23 protein-coding genes and 1 other annotated feature are annotated in these 19,091 nt (G+C 65.7%); of the genes, 13 read left to right on the top strand and 10 right to left on the bottom strand.

Annotation, left to right across the window (positions count from 1 at the left end):
• Nucleotides 1-27: 27 nt before the first annotated feature.
• From ACK4UM_RS07005 to ACK4UM_RS07045, 9 genes are all read right to left on the bottom strand, one after another.
• Nucleotides 28-1,002, bottom strand: coding sequence for a tripartite tricarboxylate transporter substrate binding protein (locus ACK4UM_RS07005; protein WP_409797207.1), 975 nt, complete (start codon nucleotides 1,000-1,002; stop codon nucleotides 28-30).
• A gap of 543 nt (nucleotides 1,003-1,545) precedes the next feature.
• Nucleotides 1,546-2,697: a M24 family metallopeptidase gene (locus tag ACK4UM_RS07010; protein ID WP_409797209.1), complete on the bottom strand. Its 1,152-nt coding sequence runs from the start codon at nucleotides 2,695-2,697 to the stop codon at nucleotides 1,546-1,548.
• Between the two features lie 40 nt (nucleotides 2,698-2,737).
• The gene (locus tag ACK4UM_RS07015) at nucleotides 2,738-3,739 is read right to left on the bottom strand and encodes an ABC transporter ATP-binding protein (protein WP_409797211.1); all 1,002 of its coding nucleotides are present in this window, start codon (nucleotides 3,737-3,739) and stop codon (nucleotides 2,738-2,740) included.
• Nucleotides 3,736-4,707 (bottom strand): ABC transporter ATP-binding protein, encoded by a 972-nt coding sequence (locus tag ACK4UM_RS07020; protein WP_409797275.1) that lies wholly within the window; start codon nucleotides 4,705-4,707, stop codon nucleotides 3,736-3,738. Before ACK4UM_RS07020 ends, ACK4UM_RS07015 begins: the two co-directional genes overlap by 4 nt.
• Nucleotides 4,708-4,724: 17 nt before the next feature.
• Nucleotides 4,725-5,678 (bottom strand): ABC transporter permease, encoded by a 954-nt coding sequence (locus ACK4UM_RS07025; protein WP_409797213.1) that lies wholly within the window; start codon nucleotides 5,676-5,678, stop codon nucleotides 4,725-4,727.
• Nucleotides 5,675-6,652, bottom strand: coding sequence for an ABC transporter permease (locus ACK4UM_RS07030; protein ID WP_409797215.1), 978 nt, complete (start codon nucleotides 6,650-6,652; stop codon nucleotides 5,675-5,677). Before ACK4UM_RS07030 ends, ACK4UM_RS07025 begins: the two co-directional genes overlap by 4 nt.
• Nucleotides 6,653-6,732: 80 nt before the next feature.
• Nucleotides 6,733-8,214 (bottom strand): ABC transporter substrate-binding protein, encoded by a 1,482-nt coding sequence (locus tag ACK4UM_RS07035; RefSeq protein ID WP_409797217.1) that lies wholly within the window; start codon nucleotides 8,212-8,214, stop codon nucleotides 6,733-6,735.
• Nucleotides 8,215-9,081: 867 nt separating this feature from the next.
• Entirely contained in the window at nucleotides 9,082-9,480 is a 399-nt protein-coding gene (locus ACK4UM_RS07040; RefSeq protein WP_409797277.1) for a protein-glutamine glutaminase family protein, read from the bottom strand.
• Between the two features lie 40 nt (nucleotides 9,481-9,520).
• A protein-coding gene (locus tag ACK4UM_RS07045; protein WP_409797219.1) for an IS3 family transposase occupies nucleotides 9,521-10,749 on the bottom strand; the annotation gives its coding sequence in 2 pieces (ribosomal slippage) (nucleotides 9,521-10,449 and nucleotides 10,449-10,749; 1,230 coding nt in all).
• Nucleotides 10,346-10,462 (bottom strand) — a sequence feature (AL1L pseudoknot). It overlaps the preceding gene by 117 nt.
• Before the next feature lie 328 nt (nucleotides 10,750-11,077).
• Between ACK4UM_RS07045 and ACK4UM_RS07050 the strand changes: the two genes are divergently transcribed.
• From ACK4UM_RS07050 to ACK4UM_RS07110, 13 genes are all read left to right on the top strand, one after another.
• Nucleotides 11,078-12,208, top strand: a complete 1,131-nt coding sequence (locus tag ACK4UM_RS07050; RefSeq protein WP_409797221.1) for a tyrosine-type recombinase/integrase — start codon at nucleotides 11,078-11,080, stop codon at nucleotides 12,206-12,208.
• A gap of 42 nt (nucleotides 12,209-12,250) precedes the next feature.
• Complete coding sequence (locus ACK4UM_RS07055; RefSeq protein WP_409797223.1) at nucleotides 12,251-12,469, top strand: helix-turn-helix domain-containing protein; 219 nt, start codon at nucleotides 12,251-12,253, stop codon at nucleotides 12,467-12,469.
• 155 nt (nucleotides 12,470-12,624) lie between these two features.
• Nucleotides 12,625-13,527, top strand: coding sequence for a plasmid replication initiator TrfA (gene trfA, locus ACK4UM_RS07060; RefSeq protein WP_409797225.1), 903 nt, complete (start codon nucleotides 12,625-12,627; stop codon nucleotides 13,525-13,527).
• A 1,228-nt stretch (nucleotides 13,528-14,755) separates the two neighbouring features.
• Entirely contained in the window at nucleotides 14,756-15,013 is a 258-nt protein-coding gene (locus ACK4UM_RS07065; RefSeq protein WP_409797227.1) for a hypothetical protein, read from the top strand.
• Between the two features lie 44 nt (nucleotides 15,014-15,057).
• Nucleotides 15,058-15,234 (top strand): hypothetical protein, encoded by a 177-nt coding sequence (locus ACK4UM_RS07070; protein WP_409797228.1) that lies wholly within the window; start codon nucleotides 15,058-15,060, stop codon nucleotides 15,232-15,234.
• Entirely contained in the window at nucleotides 15,234-15,839 is a 606-nt protein-coding gene (locus tag ACK4UM_RS07075; protein ID WP_409797230.1) for a hypothetical protein, read from the top strand. The genes ACK4UM_RS07070 and ACK4UM_RS07075 overlap by 1 nt, the downstream gene beginning before the upstream one ends.
• Before the next feature lie 26 nt (nucleotides 15,840-15,865).
• A complete protein-coding gene (locus ACK4UM_RS07080; protein WP_409797232.1) occupies nucleotides 15,866-16,114 on the top strand; it encodes a hypothetical protein in 249 nt (82 codons plus the stop codon).
• Nucleotides 16,111-16,347 (top strand): hypothetical protein, encoded by a 237-nt coding sequence (locus ACK4UM_RS07085; RefSeq protein ID WP_409797234.1) that lies wholly within the window; start codon nucleotides 16,111-16,113, stop codon nucleotides 16,345-16,347. The genes ACK4UM_RS07080 and ACK4UM_RS07085 overlap by 4 nt, the downstream gene beginning before the upstream one ends.
• Nucleotides 16,348-16,350: 3 nt before the next feature.
• Nucleotides 16,351-16,812 carry a hypothetical protein gene (locus ACK4UM_RS07090; RefSeq protein WP_409797236.1) on the top strand — a complete coding sequence of 154 codons (462 nt, stop codon included), beginning with the start codon at nucleotides 16,351-16,353 and terminating at the stop codon, nucleotides 16,810-16,812.
• A complete protein-coding gene (locus tag ACK4UM_RS07095; protein WP_409797238.1) occupies nucleotides 16,809-17,030 on the top strand; it encodes a hypothetical protein in 222 nt (73 codons plus the stop codon). Before ACK4UM_RS07090 ends, ACK4UM_RS07095 begins: the two co-directional genes overlap by 4 nt.
• Before the next feature lie 191 nt (nucleotides 17,031-17,221).
• Complete coding sequence (locus tag ACK4UM_RS07100; RefSeq protein WP_409797240.1) at nucleotides 17,222-17,404, top strand: hypothetical protein; 183 nt, start codon at nucleotides 17,222-17,224, stop codon at nucleotides 17,402-17,404.
• Between the two features lie 566 nt (nucleotides 17,405-17,970).
• On the top strand, nucleotides 17,971-18,285 hold the full coding sequence (locus ACK4UM_RS07105; RefSeq protein ID WP_409797242.1) for a DUF736 domain-containing protein: 315 nt from the start codon (nucleotides 17,971-17,973) through the stop codon (nucleotides 18,283-18,285).
• 201 nt (nucleotides 18,286-18,486) lie between these two features.
• Nucleotides 18,487-18,690, top strand: coding sequence for a DUF2244 domain-containing protein (locus ACK4UM_RS07110; protein ID WP_409797244.1), 204 nt, complete (start codon nucleotides 18,487-18,489; stop codon nucleotides 18,688-18,690).
• Here the strand turns inward: ACK4UM_RS07110 and ACK4UM_RS07115 are convergent.
• Nucleotides 18,687-19,064 (bottom strand): hypothetical protein, encoded by a 378-nt coding sequence (locus tag ACK4UM_RS07115; protein ID WP_409797246.1) that lies wholly within the window; start codon nucleotides 19,062-19,064, stop codon nucleotides 18,687-18,689. The two genes, ACK4UM_RS07110 and ACK4UM_RS07115, sit on opposite strands and share 4 nt — an antisense overlap.
• Between the last annotated feature and the right edge of the window lie 27 nt (nucleotides 19,065-19,091).

Genomic DNA, 19,091 nt, shown 5'->3' on the forward strand with positions numbered 1-19,091 from the left:
CGCGCGGCGGCGGCGCCCGCTCGTGCGTCAGTCGTCGAGCTCGGCGAGCGTCGCCTCGACGGTGGCGCGAGTGTCGGCGAAGATCGTCTCGACCTCGGCGCCGGTGATCGGGCGCACGACGATGCGCGCGCGCTCGGCGAGTTCCTGGGCGGCCGGGCTCTCGTAGGCGGCGGCGATCCGCTCCGCGATCGCGGTTCGGCGCTCCTCGGGGACGCTCGCGGGGGCGAAGATCGTGTACCAGACGGGCATCACGATATCGAAGCCCGCCTCGCGCAGGGTCGGCGTCTCGGGCAGCGAGGGGACCCGCTCGGCCGTCGCGACCGCCAGCGCGCGCGCCGTCCCCGCCTCGATGGCGCTCGCGATCGTCGCTGGGGTCGTCACCGCCACGGGCACGGTGCCGCCGAGGAGGAACTGGACGGTCTCGCCGCCGCCGGAGGTCGGCACGTGGTTCGCCTGCGCTCCGGTGAGCTGCTCGAGGCGCAGGAGCGGCAGGTGGCTGGAGCTGATATAGGTCCCGTGCGTGATCGGGATGCCGCCGGGCTGCGCGCGCGCCGCCTCGACGAAGCCCTCGATCGTGTCGAAGGGCGCGTCGGTGCGTGCGACGAAGGTCGGCGCGATCTCCGTCACCTGGACGAGCGGCACCCAGTCGTCGATCGCGTAGGGGGTGTCCTCGCGCAGGGCCAGCGTGATCAGCGGGCCGTAATCTGAGATGATCAGGGTGGTGCCGTCGGCCTCCGCGCCGTGCACGTAGCTCGCCGCGTCGAGCCCGCCGGCGCCGGGCATGTTCACCACCTCGACGCGGGTGCCGACATGCTCGTCGGCGACCGAGGAGAGGATGCGCGCGGCGATGTCGATGCCGCCGCCCGCCCCGTAGGGGGTCACCACGCGGATCGTCTGCCCGTCGGGGAAATCGGCCCGGGCCTCGCTCGCCGCGCCGATCGCGAGACCGGTGCCGAGCGCGAGGCCGGCGGCCAGCGCGGCGACGGAAGGATGCATTCGCATGGTGAGACCTCCATTGTTGCGGCGCGAGCCGGAGTGGCGGCGCCTCTTGAAAGCGGGTCGCTCGCCCGCGGTCGCTTTCCTCAGTTTGTCCGCATAGCGCACAGATGTGCAGAAAAGCGGCTGTGGGCTGTTTCTGTCAATCCCGTAGCCGGACGGGAATGCACGTGGGTGGGCATCGCTTTTCATGGACGCCGCGCCTTTGCTTCCCCTGAGAGTTTGTGAATCTTTCTTCTAGAGATCGCACGCCGTCATTCCGGGGCGCGTAGCGAGCCCGGAACCCAGAACCACGACGCTCGATCGGGCGCGCATGCGCGCTCGTTCCGCAATCCAAGCCCCTGGATGCGTTGAAGGACGCAGCCTATAGGCTGCTCGTCATACGTCGGGAGTCTGGGTTCCGGGCTCGCTTCGCGCCCCGGAATGACAGCGTCGAGGTACGAGGCGGAAGCTTTTCGTACTTTCAGGGTAAGGAGAGGGAGGCCTCGGAGGAGGCACCCCGCGCGCGGATGGGCGCCTGCGGCCTCGGCGGGGCCGCAGGCCGTCCCGTCACTCCACGACGACGAGATCCTGGAAGCCGCGGGTCAGCGCCTCGCCGCCGCCGGGGCGGGCGACGATGCAATCCTCGACGCGGGCGGAGAAGTCGCGGTCCTGGAAGATGCTCGGCTCGATCGTGAAGATCATGCCCTCCTCGACGAGGGTCGTGTCGCCCTTCGTCAGGAAGGGCGGCTCGTGCACGTCCCAGCCGATGCCGTGGCCGAGCCGGTGGCGGAAATAGGCGCCGTAGCCCGCGTCCTCGATCACCGCGCGCGCGACGCGGTCCACCTCCTCGCAGGTCGCGGCGCCGGCCTTCAGGGCGGCGATGCCGGCGGCCTGCGAATCCATGATCAGCCGGTGGACCTTCACCTGCTCGTCGCTCGGCGCGCCGAAGGAGACGGTGCGGCCGAAATCGTAGCACATGCCGTCGAGCACGGCGCCGAAGTCGAACAGCACCGAGACCGGCGCCGTCAGCACCCGCGGCCAGCTCTGCAGCCGCCGGCCGAACAGCATCGGGTGGTTGGGCCCCGTATTGTAGAGCGAGGTCGTGAAGGACGGCCCGAGCGAGCCGCGCTTGCGCATCTGGTAATCGACTTCCGTGACGATATCGAGCTCGGTCATGCCGATGCGCAGCTTCTCGATGACGGCGGCGAACGCCTCCTCCGTGATGCGGCCGGCCGCGCGCAGCGTCTCGATCTCCTCGGGGCTCTTGATCGTGCGCAGGCGCCGCAGGACGCGGGTCGCCGAGACGAAGCGGGCCTCGGGGAGGAGGCCCTGCAGCTCGATCAGCGTCTCGGCCTCCGCGTCGTCGCTCACCGCGATCCGGGGTCGTGCGGGCAGCCGCGCCTCGGCGATGATCGAGGCCACGAGAGCGGCCGGGTCGTCCCAATCGCCGAGCACGCGCACGTCGTAGCCCTCGATGCCGCCGGCAGCGCCGAACTCGACCGTCATGCGCGGCAGCGTGAGGATCGGCGCGCGGCCCGGCACGATCCAGGCGCCCTCGAGCCACATGCCCGGATGCAGGTTGCGGCCGTAATTGGGAATGTCGCGATGCAGGCCGGTGAGATAATCGAGGTCGGTGCCGATCGGCACGAAGCAGAGGTCGGCGGCCTCCGCCACCAGGGCCTCGAACCTCTTCATCCGCTCGTGATAGGCGGCGCTCATCGGGAATGCTCCTCTCGTCGTCGTCGGTGGGGGCTAAGGATCAGGTCGCGTCGTTGAGGTGGCAGGCGGAGAGCCGGCCCGGCGCGATCTCGCGCAGGGCGGGCCGTTCCGTCCGGCAGCGCGGCGCGGCATGGGGGCAGCGGGGATGGAAATGGCATCCCGGCGGCGGCGCGAGCGGGGAGGGCATGTCGCCCGCGACCGGCGCGTAGACGGTGCGCCGTCGCTCGATGCGCGGCACGCCCGCGAGCAGCGCCTGCGTGTAGGGGTGGTTCGGCGCGCGGAACAGCTCGGCCGACGGCGCGCTCTCGACGATGCGGCCGAGATACATCACCACGACCCGGTCCGAGACGTGCTCGACGACCCCGAGATCGTGGCTGATGAAGAGGTAGGTGAGGCCGAGCTCGGCGCGCAGATCCATGAACAGGTTGACGATCTGCGCCTGGATCGACACGTCGAGCGCGGACACGGCCTCGTCGCAGACGACGAGCCGCGGCTTCACGGCGAGCGCGCGCGCGATGCCGATCCGCTGGCGCTGACCGCCGGAGAACTGGTGGGGGAAGCGGTCCTTGTAGACCGCGTCGACGCCGCAGCGCTCCATCAGCTTCGCGACGTAGTCCTCGACCGCGTCGCGCGGCACGATCCGGTGGACGCGCGGCGCCTCGCCGATCAGGGCCGCGACGCGCTTGCGCGGATTGAGCGAGGAGAACGGGTCCTGGAAGATCATCTGGATCGGCAGCCCCTCGCCGGGAGCGCGTCTCCTGCGGCGGGTGCGCAGATCCTCGCCGCGGAAGCGGATCTCGCCCGCGCTCGGCGGCAGGATGCCCGCGATCATCCGCCCGAGCGTCGATTTTCCGCAGCCGGATTCGCCGACGATCCCGACGACCTCGCCCTCGTGTACGCGCAGCGACACGTCGTCGACGGCGCGCACTGCCGGCGCTGGCCGCTCGATCCCGAGCCGCGCCAGCGCGCGCCCGACGAGATCGGGGCGCCCGCCGAAGGTCTTGGCGAGGCCGCTGACTTCGAGCAGGGGCACGCTCGTCATACCGGGGTCTCCACGAGGGGAAAGAAGCAGCGCACCGCGCGCGCCGCGTCGAGCGGTGCCAGCGCGGGGACCGCGCCGCAGGCCTCGGCGGCGCGCGGGCAGCGCGGCGCGAAGGCGCAGCCGGGCGGCAGCGCGGCAGGGGAGGGCATCCGCCCGGGGATCTGAACCAGACGCTGGCGCACGCCGCCGCGCCTCGGCAGCGAGGCGATCAGGCCGCTCGTATAGGGATGGGCGGGGGTGTCGAGCACCGCGTCGACCGGCCCCTCCTCGACGATGCGCCCGGCATACATCACGGCGATCCGGTCGGCGATGCCGGCGACGACCGCGAGATCGTGCGTGATCCAGATCAGCGCCGTCCCGCGCTCGCGGCACAGCTTCTGGACGAGGGCGAGGATCTGGCCCTGAATGGTGACGTCGAGCGCCGTCGTCGGCTCGTCGGCGATGACGACTTCCGGCCGGTGCAGGAGCGCGATCGCGATCGCGACGCGCTGGCGCATGCCGCCCGAGAGTTCGTGCGGATAGGCGCGCAGGCGCTCGTCGGGGGAGGGGATGCCGACCTCGGCGAGCGCGTCGCGCACCCGCGCGCGCGCCTCGCGGCGGGGGATCCGCTCGTGGGCGAAGAGCGCGTCGAGCATCTGCGTCTCGATGCGCAGGACCGGGTTGAGCGTCATCATCGGGTCCTGGAAGACCATGGCGATGCGCCGCCCGCGCAGATCGCGCATCACCCGCGCATCCGCCCCGACGATGTCCCTGCCCGAGAGGCGCACCGCGCCGGCGACGATCCGGCCGGGCCGATCGACGAGCCCGACGATCGAGAATCCGGTCATCGTCTTGCCGGACCCGCTCTCGCCGACGAGGCCGAGGATCTCGCCCCGCGCGATCGACAGGCTCACCCCGTCGACCACGCGCAATTCGCCCGCCGGCGTGAAGAAGCTCGTCGAGAGCCCCTCCACCGCGAGAACCGGCATCTCGGTCGCCGCCGCGGTCACGACGCGAGCCTCGGATTGAGGACGTCGCGCAGCCGATCGCCGACGACGTTGAGGCTGACGATGGTGACGAGGAGCACGAGGCCCGGCAGCACGCTGATCCAGTAGCGTCCGCTCTGCATGTAGTCGAACCCGTTGGCGATCAGGAGCCCGAGCGAGGGTTGCGTCGGCGGAAGGCCGAGCCCGAGGAAGGAGAGCGTCGCCTCGAGCGCGATCGCGGAGGCGACCTGTACCGTCGCGACGACGAGGAGCGTCGGCAGGCAATTCGGCAGGAGGTGCAGGAAAAGGATGCGCAGATGCCCGAGCTCGAGCCCGCGCGCCGCCTCGATATACTCGCGGGCGTTCTCGACGAGCGCCACCCCGCGCACGGTGCGGGCGAAATAGGCCCATTGCACCACGACGAGCGCGAAGACGATCTTGTCGACGCCTCGGCCGAGGATGACGAGCAGGACGAGCGCGACGAGGATCGTGGGGAAGCTCAATTGCAGATCGACGACGCGCATGATCGCCGCGTCGACCGCCCCGCCCGCATAGGCCGCGACGAGGCCCACCGTCGATCCCACGACGAGCGCGATCAGGCCCGAGGCGAGACCGACGAGGAGCGAGATCCGCAGCCCGTAGAGGATCGCCGAGAGGATGTCGCGCCCCTGACCGTCGGTGCCGAGGAGATAGGTCATGCCCGAGAAGCTCTCGGAGCCCGGCGGCAGCAGATTGTCGAGAAGATCGACCTGGGTGAGATCGTAGGGGTTCTGGGGCGCGATCCAGGGTGCGGCGAGCGCGGCCGCGACGATCGAGGCGAAGACGAGCGCCGCGCCGACCGCGATCCACGAGCGCGCATAGGCCGCGACCGAGGCAGCGACGATCCCGCGGGCGGGCGTGGCCTGGGGTTGCGGCTGCGCGGGCGCGGGAGGCGCCTGCGTTCCGGGGCGTGGTGCGAGGGCGTCCGCGCTCATCGGCGGCCTCCGCCGAGACGTACGCGCGGATCGAGGACGGAATAGAGGATGTCCACGAGGAGGTTGATGAAGACGAACATGAACACCACGAAGACGAGATAGGCGACGATCAGAGGCCGATCGAGCACGGCGATCGCGTCGATGAGCATCTTGCCCACGCCCGGCCAGGAGAAGATCGACTCGGTCACGACCGCGAAGGCGATGACGCCGCCGAATTCCATGCCGAGCACGGTGACGATCGGGATGAGGATGTTCTTCATCACGTGCAGCGAGAGGATGCGCCATTCCGGCACGCCGTTGGCGCGAGCGAACTTCACGTAATCGGCGAGCAGCACCTCGCGCATGCCCGCCCGCGTCAGCCGGATCACCATGGCGAGCATGAACAGGGACAAGGTGAACGCCGGCATCGCGAGATGGGCGAGCCCCTCGCGGGTGAGGAAGCTCACCTCGAGCCCGAGGATCGACACTGTCCGCCCGCGCCCGATCGCCGGCAACCAGCCGAGCTCGACCGAGAAGATCATGATGAAGATCAGGCCGATCCAGAACACCGGGACGCTGAAGCCGAGCGTGGAGAAGCCCATGATCAGCCGGCTCGAGATCGCGTTCGGCCGCAGGCCCGCGATCGCGCCGAGCGGCAGGCCGAGCGCGACCGCGATGAAGAGCGCGGCGAAGGCGAGCTCGAGGGTTGCCGGAAGCCGCGCCCAGATCAGGCTCATCGCCGGCACGCCGAAGGTGAAGGAGCGGCCGAGATCGCCCGTGAGCGCGTTGCCGACGAAGACGAAGTACTGCTCCCAGATCGGCCGGTCGAGCCCGAGATCGGCGATGATCGCGTTCACGCAGGCCTGCGTGCATTCGGACGAGGCGAAGATGTAGACCGGGTTGCCGATCACGTTCACCCCGAAGAACACCAAAAGCGTCATCACGAACAGCACGAAGACGCTCTGCACCAGCCGTCGCGCCACGTAGCCCAGCATCGATCGCTCTCCATCTCGCCCGCCGAGAGTCTCGGCCGTCGCGGCGGGCCGACGGGGCCCGCCGCTGCGCGCGCCGAGGTTCAGTCGGCCCGCCGGACCTCGATCGCGAGCGTGCGCTCGTTCGTGCGCGCGTCGTGCTCGAGGCCGGCGCGCAGCGCCCAGTGGTTGACCTGGAAGTGCAGCGGGATGAACGCGTAATCCTCCATGCCGATATTGATCGCTTCGAGCAGCAGCTTCAGGCGGGCGTCCTTGTCGACCGTGCGCTTGGCGAGCACCGAGCGGGCGTCGATCCGCGGGTTCGAGTAGCGGCCGAAATTGCCGTTTCCGCCACCTGTCGCCGCATTGTAGGTCTCGAGGATGCCCGACACGGTGTAGGTCGCCTCGCCCGCGACGGTGCCCCAGCCGGTGAGCGCCATCGAGAATTTCGGCACGTCGTGTCCGGGGAAGCTGTCGGCATGGCCGCGGATCAGCTCGGAGAAGAAGATGTTGCGCGGCATCGTGTCGACCTCGGTGCGCACGCCGATGCGGCTCCACATCTGCGCCACCGCCTCGACGATCCGCGCATCGTTGACGTAGCGGTCGTTGGGGCCGTGCAGCGTGATCCGGAAGCCGTCGCCGTAGCCCGCCTCCTGCATCAGGCGTTGCGCCTCCGCCTGGTCGAACGGGTCGGCCGTCAGGCGCTCGTCGTAGCCGAAGAAGCCCGGCGGCACGACGTTGCGGGTCGGCAGCGCGGCGCCGCCCATGATGCGGTCGCGGATCGCCTCGCGGTTGATCGCGAGCGAGAGCGCGCGCCGCACCCGCCAGTCGCGCAGCGGGTTGGGCCGCATGACGTTGCCCGCATTGTCGAGGACGTAGTCCTCCATGTCGCGGTAGGAGGGCATCAGGTAGATGAGCCGATCGGAGGCGATCGAGCTGACGACGAAGCGGTCATCGTCGCGCAATTGCGGGATGTCTGCCGTGGGGGGATAGTCGATAATGTCGACATCGCCGTTGCGCAGGGCGGCGAGGCGCGACGCGTCCTGGCCGACGGGGCGGAAGACGACCTCGTCCCATTGCACCTCGCCGCCCCACCAATCGTCGTTCTTGACGACGGTGATGCGGTCGCCGGAGCGGAACTCGGAAAACCGGAAGGGGCCGGTCCCGATCGCCGCGCGACCATTGTTGAAATCCACCGAGGCCGTCGCGTCGGCGGCAGCGTGCGCGGCGACGATGGGCACCATCGCGAGGTCTTCGGCGACGGTGGGGTAGGGGCCGTCGGTCGTGATCCGGATCGTGCGCTCGTCGACCTTCTCCCAGCGTTTGCCGCCCTTCTCGAGCGTGAAGGCGGGGCTCGCGGGCGCGCCCTGGATGCCGCCGCGCAGCCGGTCGAAGGAGAAGATCACGTCGTCGGCGGTAAAGGGCTCGCCGTCGTGCCAGCGCACGCCCTCGCGCAGCGTGAACTCCCAGGTGGTGTCGTCGACCACGCGCCATGACACGGCGAGGCCGGGTACGGGCTGCGACACCGAATCGAGCGCGACGAGCCTCTCGAAGATATGCTCCTGGACCTGAAGATCCGCGGACAATTGTGTCCAATGCGGATCGAGCGAGCTCGCTTCCGAGCGAACACCGATCGTCAAAACATCCTTTGCGTGGAGCGGGGTCGTCGCCAGAAGCGCGAAGCCCAACGCGATGCCGACAAGCCGTTTCATGACTGCTCCCTCTTCTGGTCACCGAGCGGGACGTTCCGACATCCGCATTCGAGGCAGGACGGCGCGAACATTTTTCCGCACGTTCGTGCGCATGCCGCACAAGATGAGCGCAGATGCCGAAGGCTGTCCATCGTTTTCTTTGGCCGATGGACAGGCTCGCGCCCCCTTCCGACCCTGTCGGGTGACGCTCCAGAACCCGCGTCTCCTCGGCGCCCGCGGACAGTGTCGGCAGGCAGCGTGTCGGATGGGATTTTTCGCATCACGAGCTGTGAGAGCGCGCGCGGGTCCGAAGAGGGGGAAGGGCTCGCGACGGGTCGGACGAGCACTTCCGGTCGAAGCGTGGCGGCGTGCCGATCGAGCGCCTGGCGTAGAGCATCGTCTCGCCCGCCGCGGCATCCGCTCGGTGGGTCGAGGCTCGAGGCTCCAGTTGCAGGGGGGGCGGCCGGGGAGGGGAGGGAAGAGGCTCGATTGTTCGGAGATCCAGGGCTCGTCCGTGCCCACGGGGCGGCCGGGCAGCCTGCGGCAGGTCTGGAGGATGACCTGCCGCGCCCGGTCCGTCAGACGCTCGCGGGGGCGGCCACGCCCACGATCGTACCGTTCGCAGAGCGCGCGCATGGTGAGGAAGGGCAGCGCCTCGATTCGACCCGCCCCGCCCCGCCCACGCGACGGAGCTCAGCCGCGTGGTTCGGACACTCTGCTCGGCCGCGCGACCGCGGCTGCGCCCTGCGAACGCTCGACCTGTCAGCTGGACGGAGCGACCGGGCAATGAGCGTAGGGGGGAGGCCCCTGCTGGACGGAGCGGTTCTTGAGGGCCAGACGGAACGACGCCAGCGCTTGGTTCGTGCTGGTATAGTCGGGGTCCTTTTGGACAGTGCCATCCGGCGCTCTATAATACGGCTCGGGACCCGTCTCGACGATCACAGCGTCCGCGTTCCCCTGCGCCGCCTTCCATGCGTCGACCAAAACCACCTTTCCGAGCTGCGACGGGTCGATGACGTAGGTCGTCACCGTCGCGCCGCTCCTGACCCGAACGGTCGACGCCACGTGGTATTCCCAGGGGACGCTGCAATTGGGATGGTTACGGGTCTTGGCGACCAGTCTGCCGTAGCTCCAGACCTTGCCGCTCTTGGACGGGCCGATCTGAACCGCCCCGGGTTTGCCGGAGGCTTTTTGGCTTGAGTCACGCTGCGATGGCGGCGTGCTCGGTGTCGGCCCAGTAGCGGGCTTCGGCCTCGGCCGGCGGGACGTTTCCGATCGGTCCGAGGAGACGCTCGGTGTTGAACCAGGCTACCCATTCGAGAGTCGCGAACTCGACGTGCTCGAGGCTTCTCCAGGGGCCTCGGCGGTGGATCACCTCGGCCTTGTAGAGGCCGTTGATCGTCTCCGCCAGAGCATTGTCGTAGCTGTCGCCGACGCTGCCGACGGACGGCTCGATGCCGGCATCGGCGAGGCGCTCGGTGTAGGCGATCGAGACGTATTTGCTGCCACGATCGCTATGGTGGATAAGGGTTTGCGCCGGTCGGCGCTCGTGCAGGGCCTGCTCGAGCGCGTCGAGCACGAAACCAGCGTGAGCCGAGCGGGACACGCGCCAGCCGACGATCCTGCGCGCGAAGGCGTCGATCACGAAGGCGACGTAGACGAAGCCGCTCCAGGTCGCGACATAGGTGAAGTCGGCGACCCACAAGGCGTCCGGCCGAGGCGCCTTGAAGACCCGGTTGACCCGATCGGCCGGACACGGCAGCGCCTTGTCGGCGATCGTGGTGCGCGGCGGCTTGCCCCGGATGACGCCCTGGAGGCCCATGGTGCGCATCAGTCGCTCCACGGTGCACCGTGCGACCCGGATGCCCTCGCGGGCAAGCTGCCGCCACACCTTCCGGGCGCCGTAGACCCGATAGTTCGCCTCGAACACGCGTCCGATCTCCCGCTTCAGCTCCGCGTCTCGGCGCCGGCGCGCCGAAGCCCTCTGCGGATCCCCTCGGCGCGCGACATGCGCGCGGTAGGTGGAAGGGGCGATCGGCAGTACCTTGCAGATCGGCTCGACCCCGTAGGCCTGGCGGTGATCGTCGACGAAGGCGATCATGTCTTCGAGCGGCGGTCGAGCTCCGCCTGCGCGAAATAGGCCGAGGCCTTCCGCAGGATCTCGTTGGCCTGCCGAAGCTCGCGGTTCTCGCGCTCGAGGGCGGCCAGACGCTTGCGCACCTCGGTCGTCATCCCCTCGCGTTGGCCTCTATCACGCTCGGCTTGGCGCACCCAGTTCCGGAGCGCCTCCCCGCTGCACCCGATCTTCGCGGCGATCGAGGCGATCGCCGCCCACTCGGATTCGTACTCGCCCCGGCGCTCGGCCACCATCCGAACGGCGCGGGCGCGCACCTCGGGGGAGTAGCTCTTGTTCCGCTTCTTCTCGCTCATGGCTCCATCCTCTCAGGAGTTGGAGCCTCCGGCAAACACGGGGCGGTTCAGTGCGTCGCGGCGGCGGCGCTTCGCGGAACGCAAAAACCCCGCGTCGGGGGTCCGATCGCGGGGTTTTCTTGGTTTGGTTGCGGGGGCAGGATTTGAACCTGCGACCTTCAGGTTATGAGCCTAACGCGGCCCCATAGGCACCAACAGCCGCCAACACCAACCCATAGCCTTTCCAGGCGCTTAGCGCCAGCGCGCTGTTGAAAATCGTTGACGGAACGGGGTGAAGCATGGGAACAAGTGTCCCCATATTGTCCCCGCGCGTCCCCGAGGCCCCACCATGCCCACCATTGAAAAGCGCATCCGCAGCGAGAACGGCGAACCCTATTACCGGGTGCGCGTCCGGGTGCGCGGCCTGCCCGAAAAGCAAAAGACCTTCAAGCGCCTGACCGACGCAAAGCTATGGGCGCAGCAGACCGAGGCCGCAATCCGGCGCGGCGAGGTGCAAAACGTGGTGGCGACCGCCAAGGGCAAGACCCTTGGCGACTTGATCAACCGCTACAAGCGGCAGGTGTTGCCCCACAAGGCCCCGACCACCCAGCGGGCAGCCGAAACCTACCTAAGGCATTGGCAGCGCGTTCTAGGCGCTTACGGGCTGGCCTACATCACAACAGACGCCATCGAGGCCGAGTTAGAGAAACTGGCCGAGGCAGGCGACACGCGCCGCAAGCTGGACGAGGGCGCGGCCCCCGACCGGCCCAAGAGCCGCAAGACCCTGAAACACTACCGCGACACGCTGGCCGTTTTGTTCAAGCACGCCAAGGCGTGGGGCTGGACGGCGCAGAACCCTATGGACGGGGTGAACGCCATCACCAAGATACGCGACGAGCGCACACGGTTCCTGTCCGACGACGAGCGGGCCAAGTTGCTAGAGGCGTGCCGCCAGAGCGATAACGCGCATCTTTTCCCCGTGGTTATGTTCGCCTTGAGCACCGGCGCACGGAAATCCGAAATCCTGACGCTGACGCTTGGCGACCTTGACCTTGACCGGCGCACGGCGATCTTGCGCGACACCAAGAACGGCGACACCCGCGCCGTGCCCATCGCCCGGCACCTTGCCGACGTGCTCACCGAGCAGCGATCCAAGGTCGCCGCACTATACGAGGGTATGCCCAAGCCACCGGCGACCCGTTGGCTTTTCCCGCGTGCCGACGGGCAAGAACCCATCGACATACGCACCGCGTGGGAGAACGCCCGCGACAAGGCCGGGCTTGCCGACTTCCGTTTCCACGACCTACGGCACTCAACCGCCAGCTATCTTGCCATGAAAGGCGCGAGCCTTGTGGAGATTGCCGAGGTGCTGGGGCATCGCACGTTGCAGATGGTACGCCGCTACGCCCACTTGTCCGAAAGCCACGTCAAGGGGCTTGTCGAGCGCTTGAACGACGACCTTTTCAACAGTAAAACTTAGGCTTCCTTGGCCTTTTCAAACCCCATGCGCCGAGGTTTGGACATGGTGGACTTGAAAGACCTGTTGACCGTGCGGCAGGTGGCCGACCAGTCACCCGGCATCACGGAAAACAAGCTACGTTGGTGGATATTCCACGCGGAAACGAGCGGGATAGCCCCGGCGCTGGTAAGGATCGGCGGTAGGGTCTACATCGACCGCGCCGAGTTCAACCGCTGGCTTGAAGGCCAGCGCATGGCCCGCAAGGCCGACCGCGCAGCCTAACCGCAAGCGGGGAACAATAAGCCTCCGGCGCAAGCTGGGGGCTTTTCCTCATGGTCTAAAAATAAAACAAACCGATTGCTTGCGGCAATCGGTTGTTTTTGCCATGATTGTTTTAGAGAAACAAAATAAACCAACAACAATAAGGTATTTATCCCATGAGCAAGCAAACAAATCAAGCCAATTCTTCAACTACCATCGCAAATGTTCAGGACGCTAGTTTGCGCCGCCGCTTGGCGAGCCTTGAGAAAACAATCAGCGCGACCGACGCGGCCAAGGCCGCGCCAACAGCCCCAACGAACGACAACACCCCCGCCCCGGCAATGCTCCCCTTGTGGCCCGAGGCGGTGCGCGCCGTTCCCAACGGCGTCTTGCGAACTGCCCTATTTGGCGCGATTGCCAAGGGCAAGCGGCGCTATTTGGATGATGAAGAATTGGCAGCAGTTGACGGGGTGAGCGTTCGCTATACCGGCCAGCGCCTTGACCAAGGCGATTTGGATGTGTGGGAAAGCATCCTGCACCTTGTCCGCACACAGGCGCTAGGGAAGGAATGCCGCGTTACGTCTTATGCCCTGTTGCGCCTCATGGGAAAGACGGACACGGGCAAAAACCGCGCCGTGCTGGCGAAACGGATAACCCGCCTGCGCGCAAGCGCCATCGTGTTGAAAACCGCCCGATATACGTATATCGGCGGATTGGTTGACGAGGGCCGCAAGGACGAGAAAACCCAAGAATGGCGGATCAAGATAAACCCAAACCTTGCCGCCCTATTTGGACGCGATCAGTACACACAACTTGATTGGACGATCCGCAAGGCACTTGAGGGCAAGCCCCTCGCTCAATGGCTCCATGGCTTCTATTCCAGCCATGCTAATCCCTTCCCTGTTCGGGAAGATACCTTGCTGCGGCTCGCTGGGAGCGAGGACACAGCAACGGGAAGTTCGCGGCAGACGTTGCGAAAGGCGCTGAAAGACGTTGCCAGCGCCGCCGCCGCGAGCGGCCAAGCGTTCCGGTTCGAGATCGTTGGCGGCCTGGTTCACGTTGATAAGAGCCATAAATAGCGCAAACCGCCGCCACAGCGCCCGCATAAGCGGGCGCTTTTTTCGTACCGTCCCAGCGGATACGAAATACCGTCCCAGCGCCTACGCGATACCGTTCCAGCGCCTACGCGATACCGTTCCAGCGCCTACGCGATACCGTTCCAGCGCCTACGCGATACCGTTCCAGCGCCTACGAGAACGCGCAATAAAACGTCCCTTAAAGCCACGGCAGGAGCGGCTTTCCGCAGATCGGCAAAATCTTGCTAATCCTTTCTTAATCATCTTTTAATCAAAGCGCGCGTGCGCGCGAGGGCTGTGGATAACTTTTCGCCACCGGAGAAAATCGACCGAGCGGGCGGCTCCCCCTTTGCCCAAAAAATTGCAGCCGCATTCGGGGTAGCCTTAAAAGGAAGCCGCCTTGCGGCGGCTGGGATTGTACATAGCCGCGCAGGGCGCGGCGGCAGGCTTGCGCCTGCCTGAAAAGGAATGCGCTATGCCAGCCTATGGGCTGGCGCGCATCCCCCGTAGCCCCCAAACGGGGGCGGTTGGCTCGAGCTCACCAAGAGGCAAGGGGGCGTCCCTGTGCTCACGTCCCCGCTTTCTCTTGCTTGGTCTATGCCCAGCCGCCGGCCGGGTAAAGGCCAAGCCCTAGGGGCGCGCAAGCGCGGCCTTGACCCGTCCGCCGTCCGGTCATGGGCGACCGGCGCGAAAGCGGCTCCGAGAGGCAAGGGACGAAGAACAGGCCCCTTATAAATACCCGCCAGACGCAGCCAGCGGGCTTTTGGTGCATTTCTTTGCTTTGAATAGATAGAGGACAGCGAACCGACAGCAGAAACGATTTTAACGGCGTTCTAGGGCGGTATATTTTTCGCAAATATTCTTTCGCCAATCGGCTTGTTTTGCGTTATACTGTAACCATAATTGAATTATAGCCGATAATTACTTTGGGTTTTTGCCATGAATACACAAGTCAACGTCGTTGAATACCGATTGAATAGCGACGGGCGCACGGACGCCCCGTCCCTTTTCCGCACATTACAGCTTGCGCACCGGCAGGGCGACGTCCGCGCCGTTACGCACATGTTTGAGCGCTGGAACATCCCGCCTAGCGTGGCCGTGCCCCTGCTAGAGGGCAAGATACCCGCCCGCATCGAGAATAGGTCCGTTGTGTTTGAACTGCCTTGCGCCGACGTGTTGCCCTTTGTGCCGACCGTCCCCGGCCAGACCAAGCATTAAGGGGGGCGAGTTTATGAACCGCGACGCCTTCAACTTGATGCTGGACGGCATCGACCGCGCCACCGGCAACGCCGGGACGCTCCACCGCGTTACCCGTGAATTGCAGCATACCTACATGCGCGGCGTCAAAGCCGACCGCGAGCAGGCCGAGGAACTGTTGCAGCGTGCCGAAACGCTGGCGCGGATGTTGGCCGCCGACGTGCTGCAAGTGCGCATGAGTTTTGACCGCACATATGCAGACGAATCCGAGCAGACCGGGGGGGCGCTATGAAACGCCCATCCCTTTACGCCATACGCCCGAGCGCCCGCCCCGTCGTGTGGTTCTTCCGCATCTTGGCCGCGCTTGCCCTGCCCGTGGCCTTGATCTTGGTTGCGCTGGTTGCGACCGGATGCAGCTACACCAACCGTCAAGGTGGCGAGATCGGGGGCGGTTTCCGCCTGTTCCCGACCATCGTTTTTGACAGCAACATTGAAGTTGGAAAGCAGAAGTAATGAATGGCGTTAGTTTTGCCATTGCAGCCGCCGCTTTTGTACCGGCGACCGCTTGGGCCGGATGGAATACCGCCAGCTATGCCGCCACGTTCCAGACGTTGGCCGACATTCGCAACACGCTCACCCGCTGGTGCGCGACCGAAGCCGCCCACAAGCTGAATTACACGGCTGGCCGCCTTGCGGACGCTTGCGGCACCACCTTTGACGGTCAGAACATCCAAGGCGCGCAAGTTTATGTGGCCCGCAATTACAATGACCGCGACTTGATCACCGCGACCCGCTGGACGTTCGTACTTTCCAATGAGAGCAAGGCTTATCTTTTTGTGTTGGTGGACGAAACCCGCCACCAAAGCGCCTTGCGTGACCGCGAGCAGGATCAGACCAGCACCCGAATGGAAGTCAGTCAGGTTTACCGGGGCCAATGGATGGCCGAACCGGACATCCTGACCGCAGGCACCGCTTGGCGTGGCCGCAAGGCCGGGGGCAAACGCCGCACCGACCGCGACCCGCCCGCGTTCGAGGACGTGGACGCAGGCTTAGGCGACGCGATCCGCTCCCTTTATGCGCTGCGCTTCCGCGTCCGCGAGGCTTACCGCGTCAAATGATAAGAACAAAACAGGAACTTTGGACTATGGCACTAACTGCATTTGAAAAGAACCTTGTAGCCGCCCTACGCGCCGCCCGCCCCTTTGTCGAGCAGGCGCAGCAGGTCAGCGGCGGGATTACCGGCACCGGCGAGATTGTCTTGATCGACGGCCTATTGACCGCCGCCACCAAGAAAGACGCACAGCGAGAGAGCAGCACGCCGGCCGCGCCGACGTTTAAACCCGGCCCGCGCTGCAAGCGCACGCCCGACATGTTCGGAGGGGCCAAGAAATGAAGAAGCCGATACAAGTACGCACCGCCGCCGCGTTGCTAACCACAGCGAGCGCCGAAGCGCACAAGTTGAGCCTTTGCCTTGCCGGAGCCGTGAACAGTCTCCGCGCACCGGCCTATGATTCTGATGCTGCAATAGAGGCCTTTACTGATTTGCAGGCCGCTGCCGAGATATTGGAAACTATTGAGCGCATCATGGGCGAGGCCGCCGACGGGTTGGCCCGCGTGGAGGCTTGAGCCATGCGCCAGCCCCTACACATTGAGATCGGTCTTACCTTCCTCACCAACGACGGGCAGCCGGTTGTTATCTGCCAGCGGCGGGAAACGGGCCGGACAATCCCCGGCACCGACCTTGCCGACGTGCGCTTTATGGGCCGGAGCCAGCAAGACCCGCGCTTGATGATCGAGTTTGACCGCGATGGCCGCGCTTTGGAGTTTTGGCGCGCGCACCTTCCGGCAAGCGTGCCGGTTAAGAAGAAGCATCCCGCGATCCGCCGCTTGAACAGCGACGAGCGCCAGCCCGCCCCTGAAACGTTTTCCCTTGCCCGCCTCAAGGCGCGACCGCGCCGGGAGCAGGTCAGGGAAGCATGGCACCGCTGGGCAGCCAAGCCCGAGAACCGCGAGCGCAAGCGCGCGGCAGATCGTGCCCGGTATCAGGCCCGCAAGGCCCAACAACAAACGAAAGGACACCCGACCAAATGAACGAGCAACAACGCCGCGTGGCCGAGATCGGCCACATATTGCAGGAGCGGGCAAGCGACCTTGCCCACGCATCCCGCATCACCAACCCGCAGGACATGGCCCACGCGCTGGCGCTGGCCGTTGTCGGCATCGAGGACGTAAAAGCCATGCTAATGAAAGAACAGCGCGAGGCCGAGCGGCAAACGGGCGACGTAGCGCCTTGGGAAACGGGGGGCTAGGCGGATGGAGATTCTAGGATTGCTGCTACTTCTTTTCGCAGTAGCTATTATTTTTCAAATTGCCCGGGCTTTTTGGCACCTTACTTTTGGCCTCTATTTCGAGGCGTTAGAGCGCAAGAAAGCCCGCGCCGGTCGCCATGGCCGCCCTTCCATTGAGAATGACAAGTAATTATAATCAGGAGATTTATGATATGTGCCGCGTTTATTACTTCGACGGCACCACCAAGGATTTTTTGTTTGAGGGTCAAGCGCAATTTGAGTGCGCGTGCAATGGCGGCATCAAATATGACCGCCCATTCGGCGGATCAACATCCAACGACAACAGCAACAGCTTTTTTGGCTGGGGCGATAAGAAAAAAGATGGTTGGTTTTAAGAAAGGGTGCGTTTTTGGAATGGTCGTTTCGGCCACCAGCACCGCCACGAACCCCGCCCCGTGCGGGGTTTTTGGTTGTCCATTCTGGCGCACAGCGAGAGCCGCACCCCGCCACGGGGCAGGAGCATCGGCAGCAGGAGCACCCGGCAGGCGGGATCGTCCAGCAGGCCGCCAGAGGCTTACGGCGGGCTTTCCCTTACCCGCGCCGCGCCGCAGGCCAAGGACGCATTGCAGGGGCTTCCCAGAGCGTTTGCCGCAGGGCGGCACCGTTGCAGCCTTCCCGGCGCATCGAGGCGCAGGCATCCCCCGACCGTTTGGGCGCTTTTTCGACTTGGGCCGACCGTTCCGGCTCCATCCCCTTTTGAGTGTCAGCAGCCCATCGACCAGCCTTCCTGACATGGCCAAATCTGCCCCCGCCCGCGTCCGCCACAAGGGAAAACACGGCTTTCCCCGCAAGCGGCGAACCTTCCGATTTTTCCCTTGCACCATCCGCTTATTGGCGGGGCCGACGATAAGGCATGAAAGGCGGCGATAGGCGCAGCCATAAATCAAAAGGAGATAGAGTTATGAAAATCGGCCAAATCGTCAAAACTGCAAACGGTTTCGAGGGCACCTTGCACACGCTGACCGTAAAGGCTTCGCTGCAACTGGTTCCGACCGAGAGCGACAACGAGAAAGCCCCTGGCTTCCGCGTCATGGCGGACGGTGCAGAGATCGGCGCGGCTTGGGAGAAAACCAGCAAGAACGATAAGCCTTACCTGTCGGTGAAGCTGGACGATCCTGCCTTTGCGGCCCCGGTCTATGCCGTCGCGTCCATCCCCGCCGACGGCGAGGCGAGCGACCTTCGCTTTGAGCGCCAGAAGAAAAAGAAAGAGGACTAACCGACAAACCCCGCCGAAAGGCGGGGTTTTCGTTTGCTTGCGCCGGTCCCGAAAGCGCCAGCCCCTACAAGGGAGAAAACCGCCCTTGCGGACGGCTCCCCCTTTGCCCGCGTGGCCGTTGGATGCCTAGGGTTCTCGACCAGACGGCCACGCAAGATTATTATGCCTTTACGCACCAACGCCCGGCAATGAAAAACTGACATGCCCCCGACCGAACTTCTATTCTACGCCTTGCTTGCCGTCGTGGCGCTGGTGGCCGTCGCCATCTTCAACCACCGCCAACGCAAGGCGCGCGAGCGAGTCGAGCTCGAATCCGAACGGCTGGCCTTCGAGGAGTTTGAGCGCCAGCAGGATGAACGCCGCCAGCGCATCCAGCGGCTTGTTGCCCAATTCGATGACGTTTAGAGCGCGACCGGCTGCCCGGCCAGGTCAGACCAGCACCCGCCGAAATCCGCCCGAACGTCATCGAGGACGGCGAACAGAAACAGGGGCGCGAACGCGGCGAAAGCCTGTTGCGCGCGCAACCGCTCCCGCACAGCGTCGCGGCTGGCCGCCGCCTCAAACACCGCCAACAGGCGATTGCCGCGCTGGACGTTCAGGGCTTCCGCCAGCAGTCCGGCTTCCATCGCTTCCCGGTGGCCTTCCATCTGGCGCACGATCAAAGCGGTTGCGAACGTGAGCGCAGCGCCGACAACAAGCGCGTTGCGGTCGATCACAAGCACCAGTCCGCGCGAGCGGCGGGAAGTTTTGGCGCGGCGGTTATTCTTAAAGATATTCATTTCGAGAACCCTTTGTTTGTTGAATGT

The organism is Salinarimonas sp. (assembly GCF_046292825.1).
GTDB lineage: Bacteria > Pseudomonadota > Alphaproteobacteria > Rhizobiales > Beijerinckiaceae > Salinarimonas.

Bases quoted from the DNA above. Each gene is read 5' to 3' on its own strand.
- ACK4UM_RS07080 (WP_409797232.1), top strand. From the start codon at position 15,866: ATGGCACTAACTGCATTTGAAAAGAACCTTGTAGCCGCCCTACGCGCC.
- ACK4UM_RS07005 (WP_409797207.1), bottom strand. From the start codon at position 1,002: ATGCGAATGCATCCTTCCGTCGCCGCGCTGGCCGCCGGCCTCGCGCTC.
- ACK4UM_RS07110 (WP_409797244.1), top strand. From the start codon at position 18,487: ATGCCCCCGACCGAACTTCTATTCTACGCCTTGCTTGCCGTCGTGGCG.
- ACK4UM_RS07055 (WP_409797223.1), top strand. From the start codon at position 12,251: ATGGTGGACTTGAAAGACCTGTTGACCGTGCGGCAGGTGGCCGACCAG.
- ACK4UM_RS07075 (WP_409797230.1), top strand. From the start codon at position 15,234: ATGAATGGCGTTAGTTTTGCCATTGCAGCCGCCGCTTTTGTACCGGCG.
- ACK4UM_RS07050 (WP_409797221.1), top strand. From the start codon at position 11,078: ATGCCCACCATTGAAAAGCGCATCCGCAGCGAGAACGGCGAACCCTAT.
- ACK4UM_RS07115 (WP_409797246.1), bottom strand. From the start codon at position 19,064: ATGAATATCTTTAAGAATAACCGCCGCGCCAAAACTTCCCGCCGCTCG.
- ACK4UM_RS07020 (WP_409797275.1), bottom strand. From the start codon at position 4,707: ATGCCGGTTCTCGCGGTGGAGGGGCTCTCGACGAGCTTCTTCACGCCG.
- ACK4UM_RS07030 (WP_409797215.1), bottom strand. From the start codon at position 6,652: ATGCTGGGCTACGTGGCGCGACGGCTGGTGCAGAGCGTCTTCGTGCTG.
- ACK4UM_RS07025 (WP_409797213.1), bottom strand. From the start codon at position 5,678: ATGAGCGCGGACGCCCTCGCACCACGCCCCGGAACGCAGGCGCCTCCC.
- ACK4UM_RS07105 (WP_409797242.1), top strand. From the start codon at position 17,971: ATGAAAATCGGCCAAATCGTCAAAACTGCAAACGGTTTCGAGGGCACC.
- trfA (WP_409797225.1), top strand. From the start codon at position 12,625: ATGAGCAAGCAAACAAATCAAGCCAATTCTTCAACTACCATCGCAAAT.
- ACK4UM_RS07065 (WP_409797227.1), top strand. From the start codon at position 14,756: ATGAACCGCGACGCCTTCAACTTGATGCTGGACGGCATCGACCGCGCC.
- ACK4UM_RS07015 (WP_409797211.1), bottom strand. From the start codon at position 3,739: ATGACGAGCGTGCCCCTGCTCGAAGTCAGCGGCCTCGCCAAGACCTTC.
- ACK4UM_RS07095 (WP_409797238.1), top strand. From the start codon at position 16,809: ATGAACGAGCAACAACGCCGCGTGGCCGAGATCGGCCACATATTGCAG.
- ACK4UM_RS07090 (WP_409797236.1), top strand. From the start codon at position 16,351: ATGCGCCAGCCCCTACACATTGAGATCGGTCTTACCTTCCTCACCAAC.
- ACK4UM_RS07100 (WP_409797240.1), top strand. From the start codon at position 17,222: ATGTGCCGCGTTTATTACTTCGACGGCACCACCAAGGATTTTTTGTTT.
- ACK4UM_RS07010 (WP_409797209.1), bottom strand. From the start codon at position 2,697: ATGAGCGCCGCCTATCACGAGCGGATGAAGAGGTTCGAGGCCCTGGTG.
- ACK4UM_RS07085 (WP_409797234.1), top strand. From the start codon at position 16,111: ATGAAGAAGCCGATACAAGTACGCACCGCCGCCGCGTTGCTAACCACA.